19 protein-coding genes and 1 riboswitch are annotated in these 17,952 nt (G+C 70.2%); of the genes, 10 read left to right on the top strand and 9 right to left on the bottom strand.

All coding sequences use genetic code 11. The features are described from left to right. Nucleotides 1-6: 6 nt before the first annotated feature. On the bottom strand, nucleotides 7-369 hold the full coding sequence (locus ACF1B9_RS01975; RefSeq protein WP_391740016.1) for a hypothetical protein: 363 nt from the start codon (nucleotides 367-369) through the stop codon (nucleotides 7-9). A gap of 51 nt (nucleotides 370-420) precedes the next feature. Further along, a riboswitch (TPP riboswitch) is annotated at nucleotides 421-534 on the top strand. Here ACF1B9_RS01975 and thiO point away from each other — a divergent pair. The 5 genes from thiO (at nucleotide 532) to ACF1B9_RS01950 (ending at nucleotide 5,710) form a co-directional block, all read left to right on the top strand. Then, a complete protein-coding gene (thiO, locus tag ACF1B9_RS01970) occupies nucleotides 532-1,713 on the top strand; it encodes a glycine oxidase ThiO (RefSeq protein WP_391740017.1) in 1,182 nt (393 codons plus the stop codon). (Overlaps the previous riboswitch by 3 nt.) Then, nucleotides 1,710-1,970: a sulfur carrier protein ThiS gene (gene thiS / locus ACF1B9_RS01965; protein WP_391740018.1), complete on the top strand. Its 261-nt coding sequence runs from the start codon at nucleotides 1,710-1,712 to the stop codon at nucleotides 1,968-1,970. Before thiO ends, thiS begins: the two co-directional genes overlap by 4 nt. A gap of 2 nt (nucleotides 1,971-1,972) precedes the next feature. After that, complete coding sequence (locus ACF1B9_RS01960) at nucleotides 1,973-2,767, top strand: thiazole synthase (protein WP_391740019.1); 795 nt, start codon at nucleotides 1,973-1,975, stop codon at nucleotides 2,765-2,767. Nucleotides 2,768-2,929: 162 nt separating this feature from the next. Beyond that, complete coding sequence (pknB, locus tag ACF1B9_RS01955) at nucleotides 2,930-4,846, top strand: Stk1 family PASTA domain-containing Ser/Thr kinase (protein ID WP_391740020.1); 1,917 nt, start codon at nucleotides 2,930-2,932, stop codon at nucleotides 4,844-4,846. Nucleotides 4,847-4,852: 6 nt separating this feature from the next. Then, nucleotides 4,853-5,710 (top strand): deoxyribonuclease IV, encoded by an 858-nt coding sequence (locus ACF1B9_RS01950; protein ID WP_351078181.1) that lies wholly within the window; start codon nucleotides 4,853-4,855, stop codon nucleotides 5,708-5,710. 143 nt (nucleotides 5,711-5,853) lie between these two features. Here the strand turns inward: ACF1B9_RS01950 and ACF1B9_RS01945 are convergent, their stop codons facing one another. Continuing rightward, entirely contained in the window at nucleotides 5,854-6,486 is a 633-nt protein-coding gene (locus tag ACF1B9_RS01945; protein ID WP_361442345.1) for a sulfite oxidase-like oxidoreductase, read from the bottom strand. A gap of 154 nt (nucleotides 6,487-6,640) precedes the next feature. On the opposite strand from ACF1B9_RS01945, the gene bfr reads away from it, so the two are divergent. After that, nucleotides 6,641-7,120 (top strand): bacterioferritin, encoded by a 480-nt coding sequence (bfr, locus tag ACF1B9_RS01940; protein ID WP_391740021.1) that lies wholly within the window; start codon nucleotides 6,641-6,643, stop codon nucleotides 7,118-7,120. A 67-nt stretch (nucleotides 7,121-7,187) separates the two neighbouring features. Here bfr and ACF1B9_RS01935 read toward each other — a convergent pair whose 3' ends face one another. Together ACF1B9_RS01935 and ACF1B9_RS01930 are read right to left on the bottom strand one after the other, a co-directional pair. Next, nucleotides 7,188-7,496 carry a bacterioferritin-associated ferredoxin gene (locus ACF1B9_RS01935; RefSeq protein WP_391740022.1) on the bottom strand — a complete coding sequence of 103 codons (309 nt, stop codon included), beginning with the start codon at nucleotides 7,494-7,496 and terminating at the stop codon, nucleotides 7,188-7,190. Between the two features lie 168 nt (nucleotides 7,497-7,664). Further along, a complete protein-coding gene (locus ACF1B9_RS01930; RefSeq protein WP_391740110.1) occupies nucleotides 7,665-9,011 on the bottom strand; it encodes a class II 3-deoxy-7-phosphoheptulonate synthase in 1,347 nt (448 codons plus the stop codon). Between the two features lie 31 nt (nucleotides 9,012-9,042). Here ACF1B9_RS01930 and ACF1B9_RS01925 point away from each other — a divergent pair, with 31 nt between their 5' ends. Both ACF1B9_RS01925 and ACF1B9_RS01920 read left to right on the top strand, forming a co-directional pair. After that, the gene (locus ACF1B9_RS01925; protein ID WP_391795890.1) at nucleotides 9,043-9,171 is read left to right on the top strand and encodes a trp operon leader peptide; all 129 of its coding nucleotides are present in this window, start codon (nucleotides 9,043-9,045) and stop codon (nucleotides 9,169-9,171) included. Nucleotides 9,172-9,262: 91 nt separating this feature from the next. Next, nucleotides 9,263-11,203, top strand: coding sequence for an anthranilate synthase family protein (locus ACF1B9_RS01920; protein ID WP_391740023.1), 1,941 nt, complete (start codon nucleotides 9,263-9,265; stop codon nucleotides 11,201-11,203). Between the two features lie 40 nt (nucleotides 11,204-11,243). Here ACF1B9_RS01920 and ACF1B9_RS01915 read toward each other — a convergent pair whose 3' ends face one another. From ACF1B9_RS01915 to ACF1B9_RS01895, 5 genes are all read right to left on the bottom strand, one after another. Next, complete coding sequence (locus ACF1B9_RS01915; protein ID WP_391740024.1) at nucleotides 11,244-12,245, bottom strand: 2-hydroxyacid dehydrogenase; 1,002 nt, start codon at nucleotides 12,243-12,245, stop codon at nucleotides 11,244-11,246. Nucleotides 12,246-12,392: 147 nt separating this feature from the next. Continuing rightward, complete coding sequence (locus ACF1B9_RS01910; RefSeq protein WP_391740025.1) at nucleotides 12,393-13,421, bottom strand: 6-phosphofructokinase; 1,029 nt, start codon at nucleotides 13,419-13,421, stop codon at nucleotides 12,393-12,395. Between the two features lie 144 nt (nucleotides 13,422-13,565). Next, a complete protein-coding gene (locus ACF1B9_RS01905; protein WP_391740026.1) occupies nucleotides 13,566-14,258 on the bottom strand; it encodes a response regulator in 693 nt (230 codons plus the stop codon). After that, entirely contained in the window at nucleotides 14,255-15,478 is a 1,224-nt protein-coding gene (macS, locus tag ACF1B9_RS01900; RefSeq protein ID WP_391740027.1) for a MacS family sensor histidine kinase, read from the bottom strand. The genes ACF1B9_RS01905 and macS overlap by 4 nt, the downstream gene beginning before the upstream one ends. A gap of 51 nt (nucleotides 15,479-15,529) precedes the next feature. Then, entirely contained in the window at nucleotides 15,530-16,273 is a 744-nt protein-coding gene (locus tag ACF1B9_RS01895; RefSeq protein ID WP_391740028.1) for a lysophospholipid acyltransferase family protein, read from the bottom strand. Between the two features lie 194 nt (nucleotides 16,274-16,467). Between ACF1B9_RS01895 and ACF1B9_RS01890 the strand changes: the two genes are divergently transcribed. Together ACF1B9_RS01890 and ACF1B9_RS01885 are read left to right on the top strand one after the other, a co-directional pair. After that, nucleotides 16,468-17,247, top strand: a complete 780-nt coding sequence (locus tag ACF1B9_RS01890; protein ID WP_391740029.1) for an alpha/beta hydrolase — start codon at nucleotides 16,468-16,470, stop codon at nucleotides 17,245-17,247. Continuing rightward, nucleotides 17,240-17,944, top strand: coding sequence for a hypothetical protein (locus ACF1B9_RS01885; protein ID WP_391740030.1), 705 nt, complete (start codon nucleotides 17,240-17,242; stop codon nucleotides 17,942-17,944). Before ACF1B9_RS01890 ends, ACF1B9_RS01885 begins: the two co-directional genes overlap by 8 nt. The last annotated feature ends 8 nt before the right edge of the window (nucleotides 17,945-17,952 follow it).

The following is a 17,952-nucleotide window of genomic DNA, read 5'->3' as shown; positions in this document are numbered from 1 at the left end:
TACACCTTAAACACCTGACGCACCGTCAGGAAAGGGGAGTTCCTCCACCGTGCTCCTACCGCTGCCGTCCTGGGACTCCCATTCCCACCGCTCGTCCAGCCGGACCCTGCCGTCCGCCAGGTCGACGACAGTGGAGACACAGTGGCCGGAGGATGTCGTTCCGTCCTGCTTCAGCTGGACATAGCGGAAGTCGAGGGTGTCGTCGACGCGCGTGCCGACAAGGTGGCCGCGGACCACGTCGCCGCCCGCGTACTCGGCCCAGATCCGGCCGTTCTCCTCGTGGTACGTGAAGCGGGTACGGGTACCGACCTGACCCGGGGCCTGGTCGGCGACCGGCGAGAGGACGAGTCCGTCGAGCGAACGGGCCACGGTGGCTGCTCCCTTACTGGGTCCGGCGGGCGGGGTTTAGGGTGGCCAACGTAAAACACTCGCGGGAGCCCGGACGCACCGGGCTGAGAGGGAGGCTGCGGCGGCCTCCGACCGTACGAACCTGATCCGGGTCATGCCGGCGAAGGGAGGGGCTGGACGCCCATGCGTTCTACACGGAACGGAGACGGATCCGATGTCCTCGTCATCGGGGGCGGGATCATCGGTCTGGTGACCGCCTGGCGGGCCGCGCAACGCGGACTGCGCACCGCGGTCGTCGACCCCGAACCGGGCGGCGGGGCCGCCCGGGTGGCGGCCGGCATGCTGGCCGCCGTCACCGAACTCCACTACGGCGAACAGATGCTGCTGGGCCTCAATGTCGCCTCGGCCGCCCGCTATCCCGACTTCGCGGCCGAACTGGAGGCGGCGAGCGGGCGGGAGACCGGCTTCCGCGCCTGCGGCACGCTGGCCGTCGCGCTGGACTCCGACGACCGTGCCCATCTGCGGGAACTGCACGCCCTGCAGCAGCGTTCCGGCCTGGAGTCGGAGTGGCTCACCGGCCGCGAATGCCGCCGCCTGGAGCCGATGCTCGCGCCGGGCGTCCGCGGCGGTCTGCGGGTCGACGGCGACCACCAGATCGACCCCCGTCGACTGGCCGCCGCTCTGCTGACCGCCTGCGAGCGGGCCGGGGTGGTCTTCCACCGCGGATGGGTGGAGCGCCTGACGGTGGTCCGCGACCGGGCCGCCGGAGCCGTCCTCGCCGGGGGCACGGAACTCACCGCCGACCAGGTCGTGCTCGCCGCGGGCAGCCTGAGCGGCAGGCTCCCGGGACTGCCGGACGAGGTCGTGCCGCCGATCCGTCCGGTGAAGGGGCAGGTGCTGCGGCTGACGGTGCCCGCCGCGTACGCGCCCCTCCTCACCCGGACGGTCCGGGCCGTGGTCCGGGGCAGCCATGTCTATCTCGTACCGCGCGAGAACGGCGAACTGGTCGTCGGCGCCACCAGCGAGGAGATGGGCTGGGACACCACCGTCACCGCGGGCGGCGTCTACGAACTGCTGCGGGACGCCCACGAACTGGTGCCGGGCATCACCGAACTGCCGCTCACCGAGACCCGTGCCGGTCTGCGCCCCGCCTCCCCCGACAACGCGCCGCTGCTCGGCCCCACCGCCCTGCCCGGCCTCCACCTCGCCACCGGCCACCACCGCAACGGGGTGCTGCTCACCCCCATCACCGGTGACGTCATGGCGGCGCTCCTGGCCGACGGCGAGCTGCCCGAGCCGGCCCGCCCCTTCACCCCGTTCCGTTTCTCGCCCGCCGCCCCCGTACGTCAGGAGCAGCCCGCATGACCGAGCCCACGCCCCTCTCCGTGGCCGCTTCCACGCCCGAGCCCGGCCTCGCCCCCCTGTCCGTGTCCGTGAACGGCGAGGTCCGCCTGCTCGCCGCGGGCACCACCCTGGACGCCCTCGTCGCCGCCCTGACCGCCGCGCACTCCGGCGTCGCGGCCGCCGTCAACGAGACCGTCGTCCCGCGCGGCCAGTGGTCCGCCGCCGTACTCGGTGACGGGGACCGCGTCGAGGTCCTGACCGCGGTCCAGGGAGGCTGACGGTGTCCGACGACCTCTTCACCCTCGGCGACACCGCCTTCGGCTCCCGGCTGATCATGGGTACCGGCGGGGCACCCAGCCTCGACGTGCTGGAACGGTCGCTGACCGCCTCCGGTACCGAACTGACCACCGTCGCGATGCGCCGCCTCGATCCGACCGTGCAGGGTTCGGTGCTCTCCGTGCTCCGGCGGCTCTCCATCCGCGTGCTGCCGAACACGGCGGGCTGCTTCACCGCGGGCGAGGCCGTGCTGACCGCCCGGCTGGCCCGCGAGGCGCTCGGCACCGACTGGATCAAGCTGGAGGTGGTGGCCGACGAGCGGACCCTGCTGCCCGATCCGATCGAGCTGCTGGACGCAGCGGAGACCCTGGTGGACGACGGCTTCACCGTGCTGCCCTACACCAATGACGACCCGGTGCTGGCCCGCAGGCTCCAGGACGTGGGGTGCGCGGCGGTCATGCCGCTCGGCTCCCCCATCGGCTCCGGCCTCGGCATCCGCAACCCGCACAACTTCCAGCTGATCGTCGAGCAGGCCCGGGTGCCGGTGATTCTCGACGCGGGCGCCGGAACGGCGTCGGACGCGGCGCTCGCGATGGAGCTGGGGTGCGCGGCGGTGATGCTGGCGTCCGCGGTGACCCGGGCCCAGGAACCCGAGCTGATGGCCGCGGCGATGCGGCACGCGGTGGAGGGCGGGAGGCTGGCGTACCGCGCGGGCCGGATCCCGCGCCGGCACTTCGCCGAGGCTTCGTCACCGGTGGAGGGGCGCGCGGTGCTGGACCCGGAACGTCCGGCGTTCTGATCCGCCGGGAGCCACCGGGACCCCTTGCGGCCCTGCGGGGCGCGACCGTGGCTGGCCAGGACGCCTCGGGGTGCATGTCCCTGTCACGACTCGGCTGCAGTACTGCCCCGGCTGTGCCCCGGCCCGTGGGTCGTGTCCGTGGCTGCTCGTAGACTCGCATGCGTGGATACGACCCTCCAGGACCCTCTTGTCGGGCAATTGCTCGACGGCCGTTACCGCGTCGATGCCCGCATCGCCGTGGGCGGCATGGCCACGGTCTACCGGGCCGTGGACACCCGGCTCGACCGGGTGCTCGCCCTCAAGGTGATGCATCCGGCGCTCGCCACCGACGCCTCGTTCGTGGAGCGCTTCATCCGTGAGGCCAAGTCCGTGGCCCGGCTGGCGCACCCCAATGTGGTCGCGGTCTTCGACCAGGGCGCCCAGGGGCAGTACGTCTACCTCGCGATGGAGTACGTCGCGGGCTGCACCCTGCGCGACGTACTGCGCGATCGCGGCGCCCTTCAGCCGAGGGCCGCACTGGACATCCTGGAACCGGTTCTCGCCGCCCTCGGCGCCGCGCACCGGGCGGGCTTCGTGCACCGCGACATGAAGCCGGAGAACGTCCTCATAGGGGACGACGGCCGGGTCAAGGTCGCCGACTTCGGGCTCGTCCGGGCCGTGGGCGCCGTCACCAACACCACCGGGTCCGTCCTGGGCACGGTTTCCTACCTCGCCCCCGAGCAGATAGAGCACGGCACGGCGGACACCCGCACCGATGTGTACGCCTGTGGTGTCGTCCTGTACGAAATGCTGACCGGATCCAAGCCGCACGCCGGTGACACCCCCGCCCAGGTCATCTACCAGCACCTCAACGCGGACGTCCCGGCCCCGTCGGCCGCCGTCGCGGGCCTGGCCGTCGAGCTCGACGACCTGGTGGCGAGCGCCACCGCCCGCAACCCCGAGGTCCGCCCGTTCGACGCGGTGGCATTGCTCGCCGAGACCCGTGAGGCCCGCTCCGGCCTCACCGACGCGCAGCTCGACGCCGTTCCGCCGCAGGCCCTCGCCGAGACGCACGACGCCGCCGAGGACCGCACGAGCGTGATCCCCCGGCTACTCCCGGCCGACCAGGGCGTCGCCCACCACACCAGCCGGCTGGAAATGCCGCCGCCGATATCGACGCAGCCCGCACCGGGGGGCCGGCGCCGACTCGATCCGCGACGCTCTGTCATAGCCGCGGTCGTCGCCGTGCTGCTGGTGCTGGGGGTCGGCACCGGTGTCTGGTACATCAACTCCGGGCAGTTCACGCGGGTCCCCTCGCTGCTCGGGCAGACCGAGAAGGCCGCCCAGAAGCGGCTCTCGGACGCGGGCCTGGAGCTCAAGGGCGTCAAGCGGGACTACAGCGACACCGTGCCGCGCGGCGAGGTCATCAGCAGCGACCCCGGTTCCGGCGCCCGCATCCGGGGGAACGACGCGGTGACGCTGGTCGTCTCGCGCGGCCCCGAGATCGTGAAGGTGCCCGATGTCCAGGGCCTCTCAGCAGCCGATGCCAAACGTGCGCTGGAGAAGGCCGGCCTGGTGCCCGGCATGGTCACCAAGGAGTTCAGCGAGGAGACGGACCGGGGCGATGTGATCCGTACGGACCCCGAGGCGGGCACCGAGCGCCACCCGGACTCCGCGGTCGCCCTGGTGGTCAGCAAGGGCGCTCCGGTCGATGTCCCCGATGTCACCGGGTTGTCCGTCGAGGACGCCACCGCCGCGCTGGACGAGGAGGGACTGAAGGCCGAGGTACTGCCCGACCGGGTCAATTCCCCCGAGGTCGCGGGCGACATCGCGCATCAGTCACCGGCCGAGGGCAGCCGGGCCGCCGAGGGCGACACCATCACGCTCACGGTCTCCAAGGGACCGCGGATGATCGACGTCCCGGACGTCACCGGTAAGAACCTCGACGACGCCAGGACCGAGCTGGAGGACGCGGGCTTCGAAGTCAAGGTCGACCGCCCGTTCCTCTCCTTCAGCGACACGATCGCGAGCCAGTCCGTCGACGGCGGCAAGCAGGCCCCCGAGGGCAGCACCATCACCATCAAGACCAAGGGACTCTAGATCCACATGCGCAACCCCGTCGGCGGCCATGTTCCCGTGGCCGGCGGCCTCGCCAAGGTGGGCCTCTCCTACGCCCGCGAGATGGGGGCGGAGGCCGTCCAGGTCTTCGTCGCCAACCCGCGCGGCTGGGCGACGCCCGTCGGCAACCCGGCCCAGGACGAGCAGTTCCGAGCCGAGTGCGCCGCCGGATCCATACCCGCCTACGTCCACGCCCCCTATCTGATCAACTTCGGTTCGCACACCGAGGCCACCGTCGAGAAGTCCGTGGAATCGCTGCGTCACTCGCTGCGCCGGGCCCGCGAGATCGGCGCCCTGGGGGTCGTGGTGCACACCGGATCGGCGACCGGCGGCCGGCCGCGCGCGCAGGCCCTCGACCAGGTACGCACGCACCTGAGGCCGCTCCTGGACGAGCTGACACACGACGACGACCCGTACCTCCTGCTGGAGTCGACCGCCGGGCAGGGGTTCTCGCTCTGCTCGCGGACCTGGGACTTCGGCCCGTACTTCGACGCACTCGACGCCCACCCCAGGCTCGGTGTCTGCCTCGACACCTGCCACATCTACGCGGCGGGCCACGACCTGGCGGGCCCCGCAGGCATGCGGCAGACCCTGGACCTGCTGGTGGAGACGGTCGGCGAGGGCCGGCTGAAACTGATCCACGCCAATGACTCCAAGGACGTGGTGGGCGCCCACAAGGACCGGCACGAGAACATCGGCGCCGGGCACATCGGCGAGGAACCGTTCCGGGAGCTGTTCTCGCATCCGGCGACCGCGGGCGTGCCGCTGATCATCGAGACGCCGGGCGGCAAGGAAGGCCACGCGGCGGACGTGGCCCGGCTGAAGGGCCTGCGCGACCGGGACTGAGCGCCTCGCCCACCCTCCTGTTTCCAGCATTGAGGAATACCCCGTGCGGGTATGTGGTTCCTCTTGTCACCAGGAACCGCTACTCGGCATTGGGGGATCGCCATGCAGCACGGGGCGCCACACACGGACCGGCGACCGCCAGGTCAGAGCTCGGGGCCGTCCCCGGGCTCCTCCTGATACGAGTAACGCTGCTCGCGCCACGGGTCGCCGATGTTGTGGTAGCCGCGCTCCTCCCAGAAGCCCCGGCGGTCGGCGGTCATGTACTCGACGCCGCGGACCCACTTGGGCCCCTTCCAGGCATAGAGGTGCGGCACCACGAGCCGGAGCGGAAAGCCGTGCTCGGCGGTGAGCAGCTCACCGCCCTTGTGGGTGGCGAAAAGTGTTCGGTCCGAGGCGAAGTCGGAGAGCCGCAGATTCGAGCTGAACCCGTACTCGGCCCAGACCATCACATGAGTGACGTTCGGTGCGGGGGGCGCGAGTTCCAGGATCGTACGGGCGAGAACCCCGCCCCATTCGGCGCCGAGCATGCTGAATTTGGTGACGCAGTGCAGGTCGGCGACCACCGAGGTGAACGGCAGCTCCGAGAACTCCTGATGGTTCCAGCAGTGCTTCTCGCCGTCCGCCGTGGCACCGAAGACCCGGAACTCCCAGCGATCGGGCTTGAACTTGGGAACCGGCCCGTAGTGGGTAACCGGCCAACCACGCTGGAGTCGCTGTCCCGGCGGAAGCTCGGACTGCTCTGACGCGCGGTTTTCCCGGCTTTCCGGCTGACCCATGCCTCCATGGTGACAGACAGGCAGGGGTGGTCCCGACCAAGGCAGGGACAATTCACGCAACTCGTACTAAGCATGTACTTACTGGACGATCACCGGGTGCGATGCGAGGATGCGGCCAACTTGCCCCGTTCACCGGTTGGAAGGAGCCTCTGCGATGCAGGGCGACCCCGAGGTCCTTGAGTTCCTGAACGAGCAGCTGACCGCCGAATTGACTGCCATCAACCAGTACTTCCTGCATGCAAAGATGCAGGACAACTTCGGTTGGACGAAGCTCGCGAAGTACACCCGCTCCGAGTCGTTCGACGAGATGAAGCACGCCGAGATCCTCACGGACCGCATCCTCTTCCTCGATGGGCTGCCCAACTACCAGCGGCTTTTCCATGTAAGGGTGGGGCAGACCGTCACCGAGATGTTCCAGGCCGACCGCCAGGTCGAGGTGGAGGCGATCGACCGCCTCAAGCGCGGGATCGAGCTGATGCGCGGCAAGGGCGACATCACGTCCGCAAACATCTTTGAGTCGATCCTGGAGGACGAGGAGGAACACATCGACTACCTCGACACCCAGCTGGAGCTGGTCGAGAAGCTCGGCGAACCGCTCTACATCGCGCAGCAGATCGAGCAGCCGGACAGCTAGGATCCCTCGTTCGGTTCATGCCGGGCTCGCATGCCCAGGACTCTCACGAGGGCCGGGCCCCGCGAAGTCAGGCCGCTTCGAAGAGCCGGATTCCCGGGGTCACGCCCGGGGCGATGCCGGGAGCGATCTCCGGATCGGACGCGGGGACGACATCCGCTGCGGAGTCGTCGGCCGTGCCGGGCGTCCGCTTCCGGTCCAGCAGTTCGCGACGCGGGCAGGCGCCGCGGCCCAGCATCGCCTGGATGGCGCGGACGCAGCCGCCGCAGTCCGTGCCCGCCTTGCAGGCGGAGGCTATCTGCCGGGGCGTGCACGCGCCGGCGTCCGCATGTTCCTTGACCTGCTTCTCCGTGATGCCGAAGCACGAGCAGACGTACACGCGGTTCACCTCCCGGCGGGATCGGTCGTTGCTGCCACCCCGTAATCGGTGAGGCTAACCTAACCTTACCCGGCGCCGAGAGTCGGTGAAAACCTCCGAACGCCCTGTGGGGCACGGATCACATCGATCCGTGCCCCACAGTCGTACGCACAGCACCTGCGGTGATGCCTACTGGTCCCGGTACATCTCAGCGACCAGGAACGCCAGGTCGAGGGACTGGCTGCGGTTGAGCCGCGGGTCGCAGGCCGTCTCGTAGCGCTGGTGCAGATCGTCCACGAAGATCTCGTGTCCGCCACCGACGCACTCGGTGACGTCGTCGCCGGTGAGTTCGACATGGATGCCGCCCGGGTGCGTACCGAGGCCCTTGTGCACCTCGAAGAAGCCCTTGACCTCGTCCAGGACGTCGTCGAAGCGACGCGTCTTGTGGCCGGAGGCGGCCTCGAAGGTGTTGCCGTGCATCGGGTCGGTCACCCAGGCCACAGTGGCACCTGAGGCGGTGACCTTCTCGACGAGGTCGGGAAGCTTGTCGCGGACCTTGTCGGCGCCCATGCGGACGATGAAGGTCAGCCGGCCGGGCTCGCGCTCGGGGTCGAGGCGTTCGATGTAGCCGAGCGCCTCGTCGACGGTGGTCGTCGGGCCGAGCTTGATCCCGATGGGATTGCGGATCTTCGAGGCGAACTCGATGTGCGCGCCGTCCATCTGACGGGTGCGCTCGCCGATCCAGACCATGTGGCCCGAGGTGTCGTACAGCCGGCCGGTGCGCGAGTCGATGCGGGTCAGCGCCGACTCGTAGTCCAGCAGCAGGCCTTCGTGCGAGGCGTAGAACTCGACCGCCTTGAACTCGGCCGGGTCCGTACCGCACGCCTTCATGAAGTTCAGCGCGTTGTCGATCTCGCGGGCGAGCGCCTCGTAGCGCTGGCCGGACGGCGACGACTTCACGAAGTCCTGGTTCCAGGCGTGCACCTGGCGCAGGTCGGCGTAACCGCCGGTGGTGAAGGCGCGGACCAGGTTCAGCGTGGAAGCGGACGCGTGGTACATCTGCTTCAGCCGCTCCGGGTCCGGAACGCGGGCTTCCTCGGTGAAGGCGAAGCCGTTGACGGAGTCACCGCGGTAGGTCGGCAGGGTGACGCCGTCGCGGGTCTCGGTCGACTTGGAGCGCGGCTTGGAGTACTGGCCGGCGATCCGGCCCACCTTGACCACCGGCACGGAGGCCGCGTAGGTCAGAACAGCACTCATCTGGAGCAGCGTCTTCAGCTTGGCCCGGATGTGCTCGGCCGACACGGCGTCGAAGGCCTCGGCGCAGTCACCGCCCTGCAGCAGGAACGCCTCGCCCTTGGCGACGGCTCCCATGCGGGCACGCAGCTGGTCGCACTCGCCCGCGAAGACGAGCGGCGGATACGACGTGAGGTCCGCGAGTACATCGCGCAGAGCCTCGGCATCGGGGTACTCGGGCTGCTGCGCCGCGGGAAGGTCTCGCCAGGTGTTGCCACCGGCGACGGAGGTATTGGCGTTCACGGTCACATCGACAACATTACGGGGTCCGGCGATGCGTCCATCCGTACGCTCAATAGTTGAGACGCGCGCTCGGATGACCCGGGCATCCGTTAGGGTTCGGAGCATGTTCGCGCAGACGACCCAGAACTGGTGGTGGACCGCTCATCCGGCGGCCCACTGATCGATCGCGCGACAGACCACGCGAAGGCCGCCCGAGGGGCGGCCTTCTCTGCGTTTCGGGAGCCGTTCCTCCATCCGGAAGGAACACCACGATGTCTCAGCCCCACCGCACGGACCTCGTCATCGAGAGGCTTCTTCGTGCCGGCTCCCCACCGTTCGCGCTGCTGCGCAGGCGTACCCCCGGTCACGACCACGACACGGTCGAGGTGCTGATCGGCCGGGTGCGTGAGGTGGACCGGCTCGCCGACCTCCCGGTCGGTCCGCTGCCCTCGCTCGCCCTGGTGCCGTTCCGGCAGATCGCCGAGCGCGGTTTCGACGTGCGTGACGACGGGACACCGCTGTCCGTGCTGGTCGCGGAGGAGGCGTACGAGCTGCCGCTCGCCGAGGTGCTGGACCGTTTGCCGACCCATGACGTACGTGTCGAGGGCGGGGCCTTCGATGTCTCCGACGAGGAGTACGCGGGGATCGTCCGGCGGGTCGTCGAGGACGAGATCGGACAGGGCGAGGGCGCGAACTTCGTCATCCGGCGGACCTTCCGGGGCGAGATCCCCGGCTTCGGGCGGCCGGACGCGCTGGCCCTCTTCCGGCGGCTGCTGGCCGGTGAGCGGGGCGCGTACTGGACCTTCGTCGTACACACGGGCGACGAGGGGGCCGACGGGCCCGCCGCCTCGGGGCGGCGGGTGACGGGCGGGAGGACGCTCGTCGGTGCGAGTCCCGAGGTGCATGTGCGGATGTCCGGCGGGACGGTCGTGATGAACCCGATCAGCGGCACGTACCGCTATCCCGCCGAGGGCCCGACCGTCGGGGGTCTGCTGGCCTTCCTCTCCGACCGCAAGGAGCGGGACGAGCTCTCCATGGTGGTCGACGAGGAACTCAAGATGATGTGCACCGTCGGCGACATGGGCGGCGTGGTGGTCGGGCCCCGGCTCAAGGAGATGGCCCATCTCGCCCACACGGAGTACGAGCTGCGCGGGCGCTCCTCGCTGGATGTGCGGGAGGTGCTGAAGGAGACCATGTTCGCGGCGACGGTCACCGGCTCACCCGTGCAGAACGCCTGCCGGGTCATCGAACGGTACGAGCCCGGCGGGCGCGGCTACTACGCGGGTGCCCTGGCGCTGCTGCGGGAGGGGCCCGGCGGGGCCCAGACCCTGGACTCGCCGATCCTGATCCGTACCGCCGACATTGCGGCCGACGGGCGGTTGCGGGTGCCGGTCGGGGCGACGCTCGTGCGTCACTCCGATCCGGACAGCGAGGTCGCCGAGACCCACGCGAAGGCGGCCGGGGTGCTGGCCGCGCTGGGGGTGCTGCCGGGCCGTCCGCGGGACGGGGCCGCGCGTGCGCAGCTGGCCGGCGACCCGCAGGTGCAGGCGGCGCTGGAAGCCCGGCGGGACGGCCTCGCGCCGTTCTGGCTGCGGATGCAGGAGCGGACGCACGAGCTGTCCGGCCACGCTCTGGTGATCGACGGGGAGGACACGTTCACCGCGATGCTGGCCCATCTGCTGCGTTCCTCGGGTCTGGAGGTGTCGGTGCACCGCTACGACGAGCCCGGGCTGCGCGAACGCGTACGGGCGCACGAGGGCCCGGTCGTGCTGGGCCCCGGCCCCGGGGATCCGGGCGACACGGCCGATCCGAAGATGCGGCTGCTGCGCGGATTCGCCGCGGAGCTGGTCCGTGACCACCGGCACGGTCTGCTGGGGGTCTGTCTGGGCCATGAGCTGATCGCGGCGGAGCTGGGGCTGGACATCGTCCGCAAGGCCGTGCCGTACCAGGGTGCGCAGACCCGGATCGATCTGTTCGGGCGGCCGGAGACGGTCGGCTTCTACAACAGCTTCACCGCGCGCTGCGACGACGGGGCGGTCACCGAACTGGCGGCGCACGGCATCGAAGTGAGCCTGGACGCGGCGACCGGGGAGCTGCACGCGCTGCGCGGGCCGGGCTTCGCCTCGGTGCAGTTCCATCCGGAGTCGGTGCTGACGCTGCGCGGGGTCACGATCGTGGCCGGGCTGCTGGCGGGGCTGCCGGTGGCCGGCTGAAGGGCCGGCCGGGGTCCCGGCGGAGCTCCGGGGTCCCGGCTCACCGGGAGAGCACGGGGACGAGGACGTTGTCGCTGCGGCGGCCGGCCAGATAGTCGGCGACGTTCTGGACGGTGGCGTCGATGATCTGGGCCACCGCCTCCTGGGTGTAGTACGCCTGGTGCGAGGTCACGATGACGTTCGGGAAGGTGACGAGCCGGGCGAGGGTGTCGTCGTCGATGCCCTCCAGGGACTTGTCGAGGAAGAAGAGCCCGGCCTCCGCCTCGTACACGTCGAGTCCTACGCCCAGCAGACGGCCCGCGCGGAGCTCGGTGACCAGTGCCGCCGTGTCGATGAGTCCGCCACGACTGGAGTTGATCAGGATCGCGTCGTTCCTGATGTGCGCCAGGGCGTCCTCGTCGATGATGTGGTGGGTCGTGGGCAGCAGCGGGACGTGCAGGCTGATGAGGTCGGACTCGGCCAGGAGCCGCTCCTTCTCGACATATTCCATACCGAGGCCGACACAGGCCGGGTTCTGGACGGCGTCCCAGCCGAGCAGCTTCATGCCGAAGCCGTGGGCGATCCGGGTGAAGGCCTCACCGATCTTGCCCGTACCGATCACTCCGGCCGTGCGGCCGTGCATGTCCCGGCCGAGGAGTCCGTCGAGCCGGAAGTCGAAGTCACGGGTGCGGCTCGCGGCGCGGATGATCCGGCGGTTGACCGCCATCGCGAGGGTCCAGGCGAATTCCGCGACCGAGTACGGCGAGTAGTACGAGACCCGGGCGACCCGCAGCGCGAGCCGTTCGGCCACATCGAGGTCGATGTTGTTGAAGCCGGTGGAGCGCTGGGCGATCATCTGCGTGCCACCCGCCGCGAGGGTCTGCAGGACGGCGCTGCCCAGATCCGCGTTGACGCTGGTGGAAATGATCTCGTAGCCCGCCGCGATCGGTGCGGTGTCCCCGGTGAGGAAGACGTCCAGGCAACGGACCTCGTGCTGTCCGGCGAAGGCCTTCTCGATCAGCGGCTTCTCGTCGGACTGCACACCGAATGCCAGGATTTCCACGACTTCTCCCGTACATCGCATGGATCAAGGGACATGGGCCGGTCATCGCGAATATACGGCCCATGTCCCCGGCGCGCCGTCCGGCCCGCTCCGGGGACACCTCTGTTGTCGCCCCCTTCCTCCGGCGCGCCGCCCGGCCCGCGCCGCTCAGCCGAAGAAGACACCGGCCTCCGCGTAGAGGGCCGGGTCGACCGTCTTCAGCCGGGCCGTCGCCTCCGCGATCGGCACCCGCACGATGTCGGTGCCCTTCAGGGCCACCATCGTGCCGAAGTCGCCGTCCCGCACGGCATCGATGGCGTGCAGGCCGAAGCGGGTGGCCAGCCAGCGGTCGAAGGCACTCGGCGTGCCGCCGCGCTGGACGTGGCCGAGGACGGTCGTTCTGGCCTCCTTGCCGGTGCGGCTCTCGATCTGCTTGGCCAGCCATTCGCCGACGCCGGAGAGGCGGACATGACCGAAGGAGTCGTGCGATCCGTCCTTGAGGATCATCTCGCCCTGCTGGGGCACGGCCCCTTCGGCGACCACCACTATCGGTGCGTAGCTCGCTCCGAAGCGGGAGACCACCCAGGCACAGACCTGCTCGATGTCGAAGCGCTGTTCCGGGATGAGGATGACGTTCGCACCGCCCGCCAGACCCGAGTGCAGAGCGATCCAGCCCGCGTGACGGCCCATCACCTCCACGACGAGGACCCGCATATGGGACTCGGCCGTGGTGTGCAGCCGGTCGATCGCCTCGGTGGCGATGCCGACCGCCGTGTCGAAGCCGAAGGTGTAGTCGGTGGCGGAGAGATCGTTGTCGATGGTCTTGGGAACGCCGACGCATTTGATGCCGTGCTCGTCGGACAGGGTCGCCGCCACACCGAGTGTGTCCTCGCCGCCGATCGCGACGAGCGCATCGACCTCGTATGTGGCGAGGTTGTCCCTGATCCGGCGTACGCCGTGCTCCGCGCCGAGCGGATTGGTGCGCGAGGAACCGAGGACGGTACCGCCGCGCGGCAGGATGCCCCGCACCGCGGGGATGGAGAGCGGCACCGTCGCGCCCTCCAGCGGGCCGCGCCAGCCGTCCCGGAATCCGATGAAGTCGTAGCCGTACTCCTGCACGCCCTTGCGGACTATGGCGCGGATGACCGCGTTGAGCCCGGGGCAGTCCCCGCCCCCGGTCAGTACTCCGACCCGCATGGCAGCATCCCTTCGCCGAAGTGAGCCCCCCGGGCCATCACGCTAATCGTGATCCAGGTCACTCGGGGATGGGGTGGAAGGTCAAATCCGTTGCGTTACGGGGCGGTTGGTCTCACAGGTGCGGGGCTGCACGCTCCGGCGCGTTCAGGCGTCGTCCAGGCCGCGCTCGATCGCATATCGCACCAGCTCCACCCGGTTGTGCAACTGGAGCTTGCCCAGGGTGTTCTGGACGTGGTTCTGGACGGTGCGGTGCGAGATGACCAGGCGCTCGGCGATCTGCTTGTACGAGAGCCCCTTGGCCACCAGCCGCAGCACCTCGGTCTCGCGCTCGGTGAGCTGCGGGGCCTTGGGCTCGTCCGAAGCGACGGGTGCGGGGTCGGAGGCGAGCCTGCGGTATTCGCCGAGGACCAGTCCGGCCAGGCCCGGCGTGAAGACGGGATCGCCGACGGCCGTGGACCGCACGGCCTCGGTCAGCTCCTGCGTACTGGCGGACTTGAGCAGATAACCGGTGGCGCCCGACTTGACCGCTTCCAGTACGTCGGCGTGCTCACCGCTCGCCGAGAGCACCAGCACCCGCAGGCCCGGGTGGGAGCCGACGAGCTCCTTGCAGACCTGCACGCCGGGCATGCCGGGCAGATTGAGGTCGAGCACGAGGACATCGGGCATGGCCGCCTTCGCCCTGCGTACGGCCTGCGGTCCGTCACCGGCGGTCGCCACCACCTCGAAACCCGACTCGGAAAGATCGCGGGCGACCGCGTCGCGCCACATCGGATGGTCGTCGACCACCATCACCCTGATGGTCCGCCCCTCGGCGCCCTGGGTGTTCTTTGTGCTCATCCGGCTGATCCCGCCTTCCCCCGTGAAACCTTCGGTACCTTCAACTCGACCTCGGTGCCCTGGCCGGGCACCGAAATCAACTCCGCCGTGCCGCCCAGGTCACGCAGCCTTCCCCGGATCGACAGGGCGACCCCCATCCGTCCCTCCCCCTCGGCCTGGGCGAGCCGGCCCTCCGGAATGCCGGGCCCGTCGTCCCGGACCGTCACGATCACCTCGTCCGGCCAGTCCTCCACCAGGATCCATGCCTGGGCGTTCTCTCCCGCGTGGACCCTGACATTGTCCAGGGCGGCACCGACAGCGGCCGCCAACTCCCGCGCGGCGGCGGGGGCGAGCAGCACCGGAGCTCCCGGCTCCGCGAAGCTCGTCCGGGAGCCGGCGTGCGGGGCGAGCAGGGAACGCAGATCGCAGTCGGCCTGCCCGGACGGTTCGTCGTCGACCTCGACGCTGCGGACGACGGCGCCCTCGGCGGCGTCCTCGGAGACCCTGGTCGCGGGCAGGAGACCGCTGGAGACCAGGGTGCGCAGGGCGACTTCCTGCTCACCGGCCATCCGGCCCAGTTCGGCGGCCTCGCCGCCCAGCGCGGTGCCACGGCGCTGCACCATCGCGAGGACCTGGAGCACGCTGTCGTGGATGTCGCGGGCCAGCCGTTCCCGCTCGCGGGTGGCGGCCTCGATCTCCAGGGCGCGGGCCAGGGTGCGCTCACTGGCCCTGGCCACCTCGACGACGTAGCCGATCGCGATGGAGGCGACCCAGACCAGCAGGACGTTGTGGAAGGTGTCCCGGCTGGGCTCGCCGCGCTCGATGATGTTGGCGACGGCGACGAAGGAGGAGGCGACGGCCGCCCAGCGCCAGCCGCCCTTGATCGCGAAGGCCAGCACGGAACCCGCGGTCCAGATGGACGGCAGCGTCGGCCCGTCGACGTGCTGGGCCTCGAAGTCGGCGAGCGGGGTGACGAGGATGCCGACGAGCGCGAGTGTCAGGTCGGCGCCGAGGAAGCGCTTGGTGCAGGCGGCGGCGCCCGCGACCTTCGGGAGGGTGCCGAGCGTCCACGCCGCCATCACCACCAGGAAGGCGATGGCGACCCACGGCCGGTCATACCTGTCCCGCCCGAAGACGGCGAGCAGGATCGCGTAGAGCATCGTCAGAATGCGGTACGCCGTCAGCGCACTCCACAGCGGCTGCTCGACCGACATCCGTACGACCCGCTCGCGCCTGGCCACGTCCCCCACCCCCCGGACGGAATCGACGCGGTGGCGCGCCGAACCGTTCCTTCACGCTTGCGTTCCGGACTCTTTCCCCGCGCGCTTCGTCTCCTCCGCGCGGCGCTTCGCCTCGTCCGCGATCTGCCGCTTGGCGGCGGTCGCGTAGATGTCGACGTACTCCTGGCCGGAGAGCTTCATGATCTCGTACATCACCTCGTCGGTGACCGAGCGCAGGATGAAGCGGTCCCCCTCCATGCCGTGGTAACGGCTGAAGTCGAGCGGTTTGCCGATCCTGATCCCCGGGCGCATCAGCTTGGGCATCACCTGGCCGGGCGGCTGGATCTTCTCCGTGTCGATCATCGCGACGGGGATGACCGGCGCTCCGGTGGCCAGCGCCACCCGGGCGAGCCCGCCGGGCTTGCCGCGGTAGAGACGGCCGTCGGGCGAGCGGGTGCCCTCAGGGTAGATACCGAAGAGCCCGCCGCTCTCGATGACCTCGATGCCCGCCTTGATGGCCGCCTCGCCGGCACCGCGGGCGCCGGAGCGGTCCACCGGGAGCTGGCCGACGCCCTTGAAGAAGGCGGCGGTCAGTTTGCCCTTCACGCCGGGCGCGGTGAAGTACTCGGACTTGGCGATGAAGGTGACCTTGCGGTCCAGGACCGCCGGCAGGAAGAACGAGTCGGAGAACGACAGATGGTTGCTCGCGAGGATCGCCGGTCCCTGCGCGGGGATGTTCTCCAGGCCCTCCACCCATGGCCTGAAGGCGAGCTTCAACGACCCGCCGATGGAGAACTTCATTGCGCCGTAGATCAACTCGGGTGCCTCCTGTGTGCTGTGCGACTGACCTTAACCCGTGCGGCCGTCCGTGCTCCCGCCCGGCACGGAGCCGGGGCGGCCGCCCGGACCGCGACGACCCTGGTCGGTGTCAGTCCGGTCGCGTACGGTGAAGTAATCCTTCTGCACTCCCCCTTTCGCTCCCATTCGAGCCTCATGAACAGGAGACCCCGGTGCCGGTCCTGCCTGGAGCCGAGCCGTTCCGCCACGAGGGCGGAGAGGTCGGCGTCCTCCTCTGTCACGGATTTACCGGTTCCCCGCAGTCGATGCGCCCCTGGGCCGACCATCTGGCGGAGCGCGGGCTGACCGTCTCGCTGCCGCTGCTGCCCGGACACGGCACCCGCTGGGAGGACATGCAGCTCACCGGCTGGCAGGACTGGTACGCGGAGGTGGACCGGGAACTGCGCGCCCTGCTGGAGCGGTGCAGCCAGGTCTTCGTCTTCGGCCTGTCCATGGGCGGCGCGCTGACCCTGCGGCTGGCGGCGAAGCACGGGGACGCGATCAGTGGCCTGGTGCTCGTCAATCCGGCCAACAAGGTGCACGGTCTGTCGGCGTACGCGCTGCCGGTCGCCCGCCACCTGGTGCGGACGACGAAGGGACTGGCGAGCGACATCGCCCTGAAGAGCTCCGACGAGGTGGGGTACGACCGGGTGCCCCTGCACGCGGCGCATTCGCTGCGGAATTTCTTGCGTCTGGTCGACGCCGAGCTGCCCCAGGTCACCCAGCCGATCGTCCTGCTGCACAGCCCCCAGGACCACGTGGTGCCGCCCGCCGACTCGGCCCGGATCCTAGGCCGGGTGTCGTCGACGGATGTCGAGGAGATCCTGCTGGAACAGAGCTACCACGTGGCGACGTTGGACCACGATGCGGAGCGGATCTTCGACGAGAGCTTTTCGTTCATCGGCCGCCTCGCTCCGAGCGTCGGAATGAAGGGGAGCACGTCAGGTGGCTGAGCACGACGCGGAGCGCGCGGGCGGCGGGGAGGAGCGCGAGCCCCTTCCCGCGGAGGGCGCTGCCCTGCCCGCGGAGGGAACGACCGTTCCCGACGACGGTACGGGGCCGCAGGACGCCCCTGCCCAGCCGGCGCCGCCGGACGCCGACGGGGACCGGCCCGCCGATCCGTCGATCGACGAGGACGCCGCGTGGCAGGCGATCGTCGCGGGGTACGGCGAGGAGCCGCCGGACCCGCCGGGCGCCAAGCCGTTCAGGTCGATCGAGGACCTCGCGCTGCTGGAGGACGACCAGTCGGGTGTCCTGGATCCGGACAAGGGGATCGGCAAGAAGACGCCGAAGCCGCCGGAGAAGCCGCTCGGCAGCTCGATCGTGTTCGCGCCCGGCGTCGCCGGTCCGCGCGACTACGAGGTCGCGGAGCCGAAGGACAGTGATCTCGACGACAGCGACGAGGGGCACTTCGTCCCCCCGGAGCCGCCGCCGCTGCCGGAGGCCGATGTCACGGCGAAGTTCGCCTGGCTCGCGGTCGTCGGCGGTCCGGTGCTGATGCTGGTCGCGGTGCTGCTGCGGTGGGAAATGACCTGGTGGCTCACGACGGTCTGCGTCGGCGGCTTCCTGGGCGGCTTCGTCACCCTGGTGGCACGGATGGACGACGGCGACGAGGACGACGACGACCCGGGGCGCGGAGCGGTGGTCTGAGGACGGAC

Source organism: Streptomyces sp. NPDC014727 (genome assembly GCF_043083485.1).
Lineage (GTDB): Bacteria > Actinomycetota > Actinomycetes > Streptomycetales > Streptomycetaceae > Streptomyces.
Note: the sequence above shows the minus strand (reverse complement) of the source record. Positions and strands in the feature narration are given on the sequence as shown.